The organism is Thermodesulfobacteriota bacterium (assembly GCA_040755095.1).
In the GTDB taxonomy this organism is placed as follows: domain Bacteria; phylum Desulfobacterota; class Desulfobulbia; order Desulfobulbales; family JBFMBH01; genus JBFMBH01.
The window spans coordinates 1-11555 of sequence record JBFMBH010000139.1; the positions used below are offsets into that span (position 1 = coordinate 1).

Here is an 11555-nt window from a genome sequence, read left to right on the forward strand (position 1 = left end):
ACGTTAGCTGTCCGGGTCAATGGCCACGATGTCATTTGCGCGCCCTCATTCCCACCACCTTGACATCCATGATAATCATCTTTCATCCTTCGGGGTGTGAACTTCTCTTCTCATGAACGTTAGACGAGCACCTGATCAGGATCGATCGGACACAGGCCGGGGGGCTGGCCCCTGGTAGTCGATATCCTCGCAGCGGAGCGGAAAAAAGGCGCCTGGCGGGTCGTCAGCGGCCTCGACGTAGCAGGCAAGCACCCCGGCCGCCACCATCGGACTCAAGACCCGATACTGCTCTTGGGCCGACCAGCCCTGGTCGCAGAGAAAGGCGGTGGTGTAGCCCAGCAGGTTCATCCCCTCCCCGAACCGCTCCAGCATCACCGCTTCGATCTCGAAGGCCAGCGACAGGTGCGCCCCGCGGGGGAAGCCCAGGTCGGCCGTTACCCTCTCCATGGCCGCAATCCGCTCGTCACCGCTGGCCACCGGCCGCACATATCCGGGCAGCACCGGGGGACCGCCCGGGATGCGGACCGGCTGGCGGGCCACAATCTCTTTGGCTGACACCCCCTGTTGCCTCTCTTGCACCGCAGCGGTGATGAAAGCGACGCCAGCCGCCTGGGTCCCTGGGCCATACAGCCGCGAGTCCGAGGCCAGAATGCCAGCGCAGAGCCCGGCCGCCGGCCCGGCGGCCATGGTCCCGGCCAGGCTGCCCATCTGGTTGCACCAGATCCGAGCATCGGGATAGCTCATGCAGACGAACAGCGCCTCCAGCCAGTCTGCCAGCCGCCGCTCGGGCAGCCGGCCGGTGCCGTGGAGCACCAGCACCTGCATATACGAAGCCCGGCCGGCGAGGTCCTCAAGCAGGGAATAACCGTGGCTGTAAACCGCCTCGCCCACCACCCAGCCGCCCTTGCGTGCCAGGATCCGGCCGCGGCGGCGGTCCCAGAAGGCATGATCAGACCGGCTTGCGGGCTGCGGCGGCAAGGCAGTATCCCTCGTCATCCAGAAAGGGCATGGCGGTAACCGGCTGGCTGGCCATCTCCAGACCACTGGCCAGGATCCCTGGGGCAGAAAAGATCTGGTAGAGTCCGACCCCGGCTCGCCAGGAAAAGCCGAGGTCGCCAAGGCTCGCTGCGACGACACCGGTCGGCAGCCACCCGAGCCCCTCCTCCTCCAGGGTCGCGGCGAGACCGGCCCCCCAGCGCAGACCCGCACCTGCTGCCGGCAGTGTCCCCAGCTCGGCGGCCAGTTGCCGGGCCAGGGGGTCGACCCCGCCGAAACGGCTGCCAAATCCTGGCACCGGATGCCAATCCCCCTCCGCCGGCCGTGGCTCCTTGCCCAGGAATTCCCTGGCCACCTTCGCCGGCTCCTCCTGGCCGTGCGCCACCTGAAAGCGCATGGCCGCACCCACCTCGGCGGCCCCGAGCTGCGAGCCACCGAGGACCTCCAGGCCGATGGGCAACAGGTGGACAGGATCGGTCCGGCTCACCGCCGCGTTCATCACCGCCCAGGTGGCTGGATGGCGGGGGCCGGGATGGATGCAGGCCACCATCAGCCTTTCCAGCAGCTGGGCCTGCTCTGGCCGAGGCAGCTCGCCACGGAAGAGCAGGAACAGGACCTCGACCCAGCCACGCTTGCGCGCCAGCTCAAAAAGGTCATAGCCGTGGCAGCGGCAAGCCGTGGCCAGATACGGGTTGTCCGCCGCCGCCTTCTCCTGCCAGATGCGGGTGACCGGTCGTCTAACAAAGGCCAGTCCCCGGCTGCGGCCGCGGTGCCCGGTCGTCGACTCCATGGCAGCCATCAATACGTGAACCGCAGCTCCACCCAGAACGAGCGGCTCGGCATGGGGTAGTCGTTGGGGATGGCGACGCCACTGGGCTCCCGGGCGTCCTCGTTGAACAGGTTGCGGACCGCGACGGCCAGGTCCCAGTGCTTGGCGATGGCCTTGCGCCGCAGGGTGAGGTTCACCAGCTGGTAGTCGTCGATGGGCGGCCGGGGATCCTCCTGGGCCCGGCGCCGGCCGGCGATCCAGTACAGCTGGCCATCCAGGGACCAGTTGGGCAGAAACAGCCAATGCGGGTTCAGATAGAGCTCCATGCCCGGCGCGTCCGGGACCAGCTCACCGGTATCCTTGTTCTTGGAGCGCTGGTGGGCGATGCCGGCCTGCAGCCGGAAGGTGTCTACCGGCTCCCACAGGACGTCCAGCTCAAAGCCGAGGCCCTCCTGGTTGCCGGAATTCTCCGCCAGACGGGCCGAGGGAGGAGACCCGGCAGGGGGCGGACCGGTATATTCGATGAGACCTTCGATGTCGTAGGAAAAGAGGGAGAAGGTCTCCCGCAGGCGCGGGATCGGCTGGTAGTCGAAGACCAGTTCCCAGGTCTCGATCTCCTCCGGCTGGATCGCCGGATTGCCGATCTGGGCCGGGTTGTTCTTGAAATACTGCTCGGTAAAGGCCGGGGCCCGGAAGGCCTGACCGTAGAGCACCTTGGTGGTGAGCTCCGGCAGGGTCTCCCAGACCAAAGCCGCCCGGGGGTTGGTGGTGGAGCCGAAGTCGCTGTAATCGTCGTAACGGACGCCCGCCGTGAGGTCCCAGTGGCGGGTCAGGTGCCACTCGTCCTGGGCCGAGAGATACCACAACGCCCGGTGGTGGTCTTCCAGGAAGATGTCCGGCGTGCCACCAATGCGCACCAGGGGGCCAAAGGGGGACAACACGCCGGCCCCGAAATTCTTGTACTGGTCGGTGTCGCTGTTCCAGTGCTTGAGGCCGGCAGCCAGCCGGGTTCGATGCTCGGCCAGGCCGGTGTACAAGGCGATGCCCTCCACGCTGCCATCCCAGGACTCGATGATGGGGTTGCCCAGCTGGTTCCGGGCTGCGGTGGGGAAAAACTGGTACATCTCGTCGTGCTTGGAGCGCATGGAGCTGAGGTGCAGGGTCAGGTCCCAGTCCCGAACCAGCTCCTTGTTCTGGTGCAGGAATTCGGCGATGAGGGAGCTGCTGTCGTGGCCGCCGCCACCCTCGTTCAGGACATGGGCCACCCCGGTGCCCAGGCCCTGGTTGTCCTGCAGGGAATGATAGAGACGGAAGGTGTTCTTGCCCTTGCGCACCCCAAGGTGCGACTCCAGGATCCGGTAGCGGCTGTCCAAGGGGCCCGGGGTCTGGGCCAGGCCAGACGGAAGGGCGTAGAGTGGGTTGCCGTAGTCGTCCTGGTCCACCACCCGGTGCGGGTCGCCGGCCGAGCGCTGGCCCTCGACGCCGAAGACCACGTCCCAGTCGTCCTGGTGCCAGCCATACTGGGTCCAGGCATCGTAGGTCTCGAAGGAGCCCAGCCGGGCGCCGGTGGCCAAGCCGTCCACTTCCTGGCCGTCCTTGGTGACGACGTTGATGGTGCCGGCAAAGGCGTCGGCGCCGTGGATGGCCGACCCGGGTCCCCGCACCACCTCCACCCGGGAGATCATGGCCACCGGCATGCGGAAGGTATGGGGCCGGGCGCCGTTGGTGACGTCGTTGAAAGGGACACCGTTGATGAGCAGCAGGACCTGGGGGTTGGTGCCGGTGTGGATGCCCCGGATGGACCAGATCGACGACATGAGGACGGTGTCAGATGGCACCACATGCAGCCCCGGCACGGTCTCCAGCACCTCGTCCAGGGTGGTGGCGCCCATCTCCTCGATGTCTTCCTTGGTGATCACCGAGGCCACCGACGGCGCCTTGCGTACCGGCAGCAGGCTGCCGGTGGCGGTGAGCAGCAGCCGGTCAGTGCGGTAGTACATCTCTTCGGGGTACGGCGTGTCGAAATACTTCTCCACCTCCTTGAGACGCTCGGCATCGGTCTCGGCAGCCAGGCCCTGGCTGGCGGCGGCCAGCAGCAGGGCGGCACTCCACACGCCCACGTGTCGTCCCTTCATGTCCCCCCTCCTTCTTCGCGTCACCTTGGTCCCACACACGGACACATCGTACTGGGCCGGTTGTCAGGCCTTTCGGCAGGGTCTGTCCTGAAAAATGGCCATGCCGGAAGTCATGGGCTGAAACGCAGCTCCACCCAGAAGGAGCGACTGGGCATGGGATAGTCGTCCGGAATCGTGCTGGGCGGGCTGGGCTCCCGCACGTCCTCATCGAAGAGGTTGCGCACCGCGAAGGCAAGGTCCACGTGTTCGGCAATGGCCTTGCGCCGCAGGGTCAGGTTGACCAGCTCGTAGTCGTCGATGGGCGGCCGGGTGTCCTCTTTGGCCCGGCGGCGGCCGACAACCCAGTACAGCTGGCCGTCCAGGGACCAGTCCGGCAGGAAGCGCCAGTGGGGGTTCAGCAGAAGCTGGCCGGCCGGGGTGTTCGGAACCATCTCGCCGGTGTCCTCGTCTTTGGAGCGCTGGTAAGCGAAGCTGTACCGGAACCGAAAGTCGTCCGTGGGCTCCCAGAGCATCTCCAGCTCGAAGCCGTAGCCCTTCTGGGCGCGGCTGTTCTCGGCCGACTTGGCAGAGGGTGCCTCGCCCGCGGGGGTCGGGCCGGAATACTCGATGAGCCCGTCGGTCGTGTAGGAGAACAGGGAGAGGATCTGGCGGAGACGGGCGATCGGCTGGTAGTCCAAGACCAGCTCGTAGGTCTCGATCTCCTCCGGCTGGATGGCCGGGTTGCCGATTTGCACCGGGTTCTTCCGGAAGTACTGCTCGGTGAAGGACGGGGCACGGAAGGCCCGGCCGTACAGGATCTTCGAGGTCAGCACCGGCAGGGCTTCCCAGACCAAGGCCGCCCGGGGGTTGGTGGTGGAGCCGAAATCGCTGTAGTCGTCGAAGCGGAGGCCGGCGGTCAGGTCCCAGTGCCGGGCCAGGTGCCACTCATCCTGGGCCGAGGCATGCCACAGCCAGCGGGCCTGGTCGTCCATGAAGCTGAAGGGCGAGTCGTCGAACCGCTGCAGCGGACCGTACCAGGCCGGGGGCGGGATCCCGGCGCCGAAATTCTTGTACTGGTCGGTCTCCATGTCCCAGTGCTTGAGGCCAGCAGCCAGCCGAAGCCGGTGGGCGGCGTGGCCGGTGAACAGGGCCACCCCTTCGAGGGCGCCGTCCCAGGTCTCGACGATGGGATTGCCCAGCTGGTTGACGGTGCCGGAAGGAAAGTACTGGAAAAAGTTGTCCTGATGGAGATAGAGGGAGCTCAGATGCAGGCTGAAATCCCAGTCCCGTGCCAACTCCTTGTTCTCGTGCACGAAGTCGGCGAGCAGATAGTTGCCGTCGATGTCAGTGCTGTCGTTCAGGACCTGGAAGATGCCAGGCCCGCCACCGTTGTCATCCAACAGGGAATGGTAGAGCCGCACGGTGTTCTTGCCCTTGCGCACCCCCAGATGGGACTCCACGAATCGATACCGGGTGTCCAGGGGACCCGGCGCCTGGCTGCCGCCCGGAGGGGCAAGCCAGGGGGGACCCAGGAAGTTGCTGTAGGCATCCCTGGCGACCACCCGGTCGTCGTCCCCAGCCGAGCGCTGGCCCTCCACGCTCAGGACCACATCCCAGTCATCCTGGTGCCAGCCGTACTGGACCCAGGCGTCGTAGGTTTCAAAGGAGCCGGCCCGCAGGCCGGTCGCCAGGCCATCCACCTCCTGGCCGTCCTTGGTGATGACGTTGACCGTGCCGGCAAAGGCGTCGGCGCCATGAACTGCCGAGCCGGGACCCCGCACCACCTCCACCCGGGAGACCATGGCCACCGGCATGCGGAAGGTGTGGGGCCGCCCGCCGCTGGCCACGCTCGTGAAGGGCACCCCATTGATCAGCAGGAGCACCTGGGGGTTGAGATCGGTGCGGATGCCGCGGATGGACCAGACCGAGGAGAGCATGCTGCCCTGTCCCACCCCCACGTAGAGCCCCGGCACCGTCTCCAGCACCTCGTCCAGGGTGGTGGCGCCCATCTCCTCGATGTCCTCCTTGGTGATCACCGAGGCCACCGACGGCGCCTTGCTCACCGGCAGCAGGCTGCCGGTGGCGGTGAGCAGCAGCCGGTCGGTGCGGAAGTACATCTCCTCGGTGTAGGGAGACGAAAAGTACTTCTCCACCTCCTTGAGACGCTCGGCATCGGTCGTGGCAGCCAGACCCTGACCGGCTGCAGCCAGCAGCAGGGCGGCACTCCCCAGGATCAGGTGCCTTGTCTTCATGTCTGAGCCCCCTCCCTCTCCTGCCCCTGACACGCAGGGGCGCCACGCCGCCCCCTTCCCGCCCCGTCTACTGGCCGTGATCGAGCAGCCCCCGCAGCATGGGCACGAGATCCTGGGGCCCGAAGGGCTTCTGGAGGAAGGCCGAGGCCGGCTTGTCCCGGATATCCCGGGGCAGGACCTCCAGGGGGTAGCCGCTCATGAACAGGATGGGCAGGCCCGGCGCCTCCTGCCGCAAGGCCTCGGCCAGGGCCTCGCCCCCCATGACCGGCATCACCACGTCAGCCACCACCACATCCACCTCGGACCGGCTCTCCCGGAACCTCTCCAGGGCCTGGGCACCGTTCTCCGCCACCAGCACCCGGAAGCCATAGTGCTGGAGCGCGGTGACCGCGATGTTCCGCACCTCCTGGTCATCCTCCACCAGGAGCACGGTCTCGTGGCCGCCCAGGGCCAAGGCGGTCGCCGCCGGCCCGGCCTCCACCGCCAGCTCGGTGCCCCGGGGCAGGTAGATCCGGAAGGTGGTGCCCTGGCCCACCGCGGTCTCCACCCGGATATGGCCCCCGTGCTGCCGGATGATGCCGAACACCGTGGCCAGCCCCAGCCCGGTGCCTTGTCCCTGGCCCTTGGTGGTGAAGAACGGCTCGAAGATCCGGCCCAGGGTCTCCGCCGGGATGCCGACGCCGTTGTCGGCCACCGACAACAGCACGTGCTCGCCATGGAAGGCCGTGCCGCTGACATCCACCAGGGCCGAGGGGCCGGCAAGCGTGACGTTCTCGATGCGGATGGTGATGGTGCCGCCGCCGGGCAGGGCATCCCGGGCGTTCACCACCAGATTGAGGAGCACCTGCTCCAGCTGCCCGGCATCGCCCACCACCGGCCACAGGCCGGGTGCCTGCTCCACCAGCAGCTCGATATCCTCCCGCAGCAGCCGCCGGAGCATCTTGAGGAAGCCGGCCACCACCGCCCCGGGATCCAAAGGCTTGGTGACCATCACCTCCTTGCGGCTGAAGACCAGGATCTGCCGGACCAGCTCGGCGGCCCGGCGGGTGCTGGCGATGACCATCTCGAGATGGCTGCGCACGCTCTTCTTGTTGTCGACCTTGAGCAGGGCCAGCTCGGCAAAGCCCATGATCGGGGAGAGCAGGTTGTTGAGGTCATGGGCAATGCCGCCGGCCAGGGTGCCCATGGCCTCCATCTTCTGGCTCTGCCGGTACTGCTCCTCGAACTGGGCCCTTTCCGCAGCCAGGCGCTTGCGCTCGCTCACATCCCGATCCACGCCCCGGAAGCCCTTCACCCGGCCCTGGCCGTTCAGCATGGGCACGGCACTGGACTCCAGGCAGAGAATCGCTCCGCTGCGGTGGCGGATCTGGTGCTCGGCCTGGCGGAAGCCGGTGCCGTCCTGGACGCACTGGGCCAAAAGTCCGGCAAAGAGCGGCTGCTCCGACTCGGCCAGAAGATCGGCATAGGCAGTGCCCATCAGCTCCTCCGGTCGCCAGCCATACAGCTCGGCGCAAACCGGCGAGCAGTAGGTGAACCGGCCCTGGGCATCGGTCTCCCAGACGCCGTCCGCCATGGTCTCCACCAGGGACTGGAAGCGGTCCCGGGCGGCTCGCTCTTCCCGGACCATCCGCCACTTGCTGGTCAGAGACAGGGCGAGCTGGAACAGCTCCTCGGGATCGAACGGCTTGCGGAAGAAGAGCAGCTTGTCCGGCGGCTGGACCCGCTGCGCGATCTCTTCCCGGCTGCGATCCGAGTAGGCGGTGACAATGACGATCTCGAGATCCGGGTCTTCGGCCCGCAAGCGGGTGGCGGTCTCAACACCGTCCCAGCCCGGGGGCATGCGGATGTCCACAAAGGCCACCGAGAAGGGCCGCCCCTCCCGGCAGGCGCTGCGCAGCTTCTCCAGGCCCACCTGACCCTGGGCGGCCCATTCCAGGGCAAAGGCACCGCCGGGAGGCACCGGAGCGGGGGCGGAATCCAGGAAGGCAGCAAGATGGCCCAGGGTCGGGGAGCTGTCTCCGCCGCGGGAGCCGAGCACGATCTGATAGGCGTGCCAAATCTCGGGATCGTCGTCAACAATGAGGATGCGGTTGTCGGTCATGATGGGTAGGGCATTCTATCGTAGCGAGGCTTTGTGGGTCCAGGGGAAAATCCGCGCCAAGTCAGTCCTGCCGCCGGCTCTCCAGCTCGGCCAGCCGGGCGGTCAGCTGCGCCTCCCGGGCCCGCAGCCGGGCAACCTCCTGCCGCAGCTCGCTGGCTCGGCTGGCCTGATCCAGGAGGCGCGCCACGTTGGCGGCCAAGGCGGTGAGCAGGTCATCCATCCCCTCCACCGGCCGCCGGGGCGACAGACCCACAACCACGCTCTCGCAGGCATGGAGGAGGATGGGGATGACCAGGAACTCGTCCACCTGCATCACGGCCTTGAGGCGACACTGGGCCCGAACCCGCTCCAGGAGGCCGGCAAAGGCGGGCTCTGCCGCCAGGCCGTTGGCGAAGCGGCCAAGCCCGATCCGGAGGGCCACGCCACCAGCCGTGATCTGGGCCAGGAACAGGTCCGGTGTGCCCAGAAACTCGCCGAACTGGCCGAGAAGGTCGGTCAGCGAGGGCTTCAGCCGCTCGATGCCGCCGGACAGATCCAGCTCCCCTACCCCGGTGACGATCCGCTCCAGGAGCCGGATGAAGCCTCGCACCTTCTCTTCCAGGTTCCAGCGCATGCACAGGGAGTCCGCCAGCTGCAGGATCTCCTCCGGATCGAAAGGCTTCTTGAGATAGAGCAGCCGATCGGTGAAGCCGACCCGGGCCACGATCTCCGAGACCGGGGCATCGGCATAGGCGGTGACGATGACGATCTGGGCATGGCGGTCGGCGTCGTGGATGGCCCGGATGGTGCGCACCCCGTCCCAGCCGGGTGGCATGCGCATATCCACAAAGACCACCGCATAGGGCTGGCCGGCGGTCGCGGCCGCTGCCAGCTGCCGGTACCCGGCCTCGCCCTGCCGGGCGGTCTCCACCTCGAAGCGGCGGCTGACGGCCGCAAGAGACGGGGTATCCGGAGCGCTGTCCGCCAGAAGGGCGGCCAGCTCGGCAACCTGGCCTTCGCCCCGGGCCGGCGGTGGCGAGAGGATCCGGCAGACAGCGGCCAGGATCTCGGGATCGTCGTCGATGACGAGAATGCGGTTGTTGAAGGGAGTGGTCATGGCGGACCCACCTCAAGGGTTGACGTCTTCGTGCCCGGCAGTCCCCTCTCCGGCCCCGGCCGGGGGGAGGCGGATGATGATCTCGGCACCCTGGCCGGGGCCAGGGCTCTGGGCGGTGATCGAGCCGTGGTTGGCAGCCAGGTAAACGGCGCAGGAGTGGAGGCCGAAGCCGGAGCCGCGGGCTTTGGTGGTGTAGCCGAACCGGAAGAGCTGCTCCTCCTCGGCTGCGGAAAAGCCAACCCCGGTGTCCCGCACCGCCAGCGCCACTTTGGCCCCCTGCCCGTCTGCCGCCGGCTCCAGCCACGTGGCCACCGTCAGCTGGCGGTCCGGCAGCGCCGTCTCCTCCATGGCCTCGTAGGCGTTCTTGATCAGGTTGATGAGGATCTGCATGAGCTTGCCCTGCTCGATCTGGACCTGGGGCACGGGCTGGAAATGGCGTACCACCCGCACCTGGCGCTTGCCCAGGCTTTCGGCCATCATGGCCAGGGCATCCTCGGCCAGCAGGTTGAGATCCAGCCGGTCGGCGAAGCCCTGGACCCGGGCGTAGCGAAGCTGCAGCCGGATGATCTCCTCGATGTGCCGGTGCTTGTCACCGACCCGCCCCAGCTCGGCCAGGGCGGCGTCATACTCCTCGCGGATGCCGCCCGGCACCAGGCGGAGGATGGCGGCCAGGCGCTCCCGCTCGGCCGGGGAGGAGGCCGCGGGCGCGGCCACCAGTTCGGCGGCCCGGACCAGGGCATCGGCCAGGCTGGTGCGCAAAGGGCTGGCCGCCAGCCGCTTGCTCAGCATGGTGGTGCTCACCATGGCCGGGGTGATGGCGTTGCCGATGTTGTGGAGAATGCCCACCGCCATCTCGGCCATGCCCGCTTCGTGGGCCTGCTGCAAGAGATTGGCCTGGGCCTCCTTCAGCTCCCGGGTCCGCTCGGCCACCAGGGCCTCCAGGTCCCGGCTGTATTCCTCCAGGCGCTGGTAGGAGCGGCGGAGCCGAGCCGCCATCTCGTTGAAGGCCTCGGTGAGCTCCGCCACCTCCCGGCTGATCAGCAGGCCCTGCTGCCGGATGCTCACGTCCAGGCCGCCGGCGGTCAGCTGCCGCACCCCGGCCACCAGGGTGCCCACGGACCGGGACAGGGAGCGGCCGAAAAAGAGCGCCACCACGCATCCCAGGACAAAAAATACCCCGGTGGTGCCCAGAAACACCCCCTGATAGAGGGCGGTCTTGGCCGCCCACAGCCGGCGGGTACGGTCCAGCTCCCGGGCCAGACGGTCCAGGGCAAAGCCGCAGCGCACCACCCCCACCAGCCGGCGCCCCACGTAGACCGGTGCCAGCACCTCCAGGAGCGGCGCGCCGGCTGCCGCCGGCGGCTCCACCACCAGGGGATGGAACAGCCCGGCCCCTTCCGGCTCCCAGTCCGGAAACTCGCGCCGGCAGCGGGCAAGGATCGCACCATCGAAGGCGGAGGCCATCACCGCGCCCACCAGCGCGGCCTCGTGGGCCGCCAGCACCGTGCCATCCAGCTTGACCAGCACGGCCGAGACCAGCTCCTCGTCCGCCTCCACCATCTGGCTCAGAAGCTGCTGCAGGAAGGTGTAGTCGAAGCCGGAGATGGCCTGGCCGGCAGACAGGGCCGTGCTCTGGGCCAGGGAGTCGACCCGGTCCTCCATCTGCCGCCGCAGGGCATCGAGGGTGCCGGCCAGCTGGCTGTCCCGGAACTGGGCCGCCGTCCGGAACTGCAACGCCCCCAAGGCCGGAAAAAGGAGGCAGAGCACAATGCCGTTCACCAGGAGCAGCAAGCGGCGGATGGAGAGCTGCCGGAAGCGGCTCAAGGGGCGATGACCTCGCTTACCACCGACAGAAGCTGGGATTGGACCGGCAGCCCGATCCGCTGGGCGGTGCGCATGTTGAGGATGAGCCTGGTGCCCAGCGGCGGCACGACCCCGATGGCGGCAGGATTTTCGCCATGGTCGAGGATGCGGGACACCAGGGCTGCCGCCTGGTCGCCGATGCCCTCGGAATCCACATCCACGGCCAGCAGGATCCCCAGCTTGGCGGCGTTGCGGGAGGGGGCCAGGCAGAGCAGACGATCCTGCAGGCAGCGCGCCTCCAGCCAGGCAACGTTCTCCATGGAGTAGGCCAGGGGGTCGGCGGCCATCAGGAAGATGTCCATCTTCTCGCCCAGGCGCCGGAAGGCATGGGGAAAGTCCTCGGGACGGTCGATGCGCTCGCCCA

General features: G+C 67.9%; 8 protein-coding genes. All 8 read right to left on the reverse strand.

The window, feature by feature from the left end:
- Positions 1–135 precede the first annotated feature (135 nt).
- Positions 136–978, reverse strand: a complete 843-nt coding sequence (locus tag AB1634_16390) for a hypothetical protein (GenBank protein ID MEW6221094.1) — start codon at positions 976–978, stop codon at positions 136–138.
- Positions 950–1786, reverse strand: coding sequence for a citrate synthase (locus tag AB1634_16395; GenBank protein MEW6221095.1), 837 nt, complete (start codon positions 1784–1786; stop codon positions 950–952). The genes AB1634_16390 and AB1634_16395 overlap by 29 nt, the downstream gene beginning before the upstream one ends.
- Positions 1787–1794: 8 nt before the next feature.
- Positions 1795–3900, reverse strand: coding sequence for a TonB-dependent receptor (locus AB1634_16400; GenBank protein ID MEW6221096.1), 2106 nt, complete (start codon positions 3898–3900; stop codon positions 1795–1797).
- Positions 3901–4010: 110 nt separating this feature from the next.
- Positions 4011–6131 carry a TonB-dependent receptor gene (locus AB1634_16405; protein MEW6221097.1) on the reverse strand — a complete coding sequence of 707 codons (2121 nt, stop codon included), beginning with the start codon at positions 6129–6131 and terminating at the stop codon, positions 4011–4013.
- 67 nt (positions 6132–6198) lie between these two features.
- Positions 6199–8232: a response regulator gene (locus tag AB1634_16410; protein ID MEW6221098.1), complete on the reverse strand. Its 2034-nt coding sequence runs from the start codon at positions 8230–8232 to the stop codon at positions 6199–6201.
- A 61-nt stretch (positions 8233–8293) separates the two neighbouring features.
- Complete coding sequence (locus AB1634_16415) at positions 8294–9328, reverse strand: response regulator (GenBank protein ID MEW6221099.1); 1035 nt, start codon at positions 9326–9328, stop codon at positions 8294–8296.
- Between the two features lie 12 nt (positions 9329–9340).
- Positions 9341–11152, reverse strand: a complete 1812-nt coding sequence (locus tag AB1634_16420; GenBank protein MEW6221100.1) for an ATP-binding protein — start codon at positions 11150–11152, stop codon at positions 9341–9343.
- A partial coding sequence (locus AB1634_16425) for an ABC transporter substrate binding protein (GenBank protein MEW6221101.1) occupies positions 11149–11555 on the reverse strand: 407 nt, incomplete at its 5' end. The genes AB1634_16425 and AB1634_16420, both read right to left, overlap by 4 nt.

Excerpts from the sequence above, each read along its gene's own strand:
- AB1634_16395 (MEW6221095.1), bottom strand. The coding sequence starts at position 1,786 with ATGGAGTCGACGACCGGGCACCGCGGCCGCAGCCGGGGACTGGCCTTT.
- AB1634_16400 (MEW6221096.1), bottom strand. The coding sequence starts at position 3,900 with ATGAAGGGACGACACGTGGGCGTGTGGAGTGCCGCCCTGCTGCTGGCC.
- AB1634_16405 (MEW6221097.1), bottom strand. The coding sequence starts at position 6,131 with ATGAAGACAAGGCACCTGATCCTGGGGAGTGCCGCCCTGCTGCTGGCT.
- AB1634_16410 (MEW6221098.1), bottom strand. The coding sequence starts at position 8,232 with ATGACCGACAACCGCATCCTCATTGTTGACGACGATCCCGAGATTTGG.
- AB1634_16415 (MEW6221099.1), bottom strand. The coding sequence starts at position 9,328 with ATGACCACTCCCTTCAACAACCGCATTCTCGTCATCGACGACGATCCC.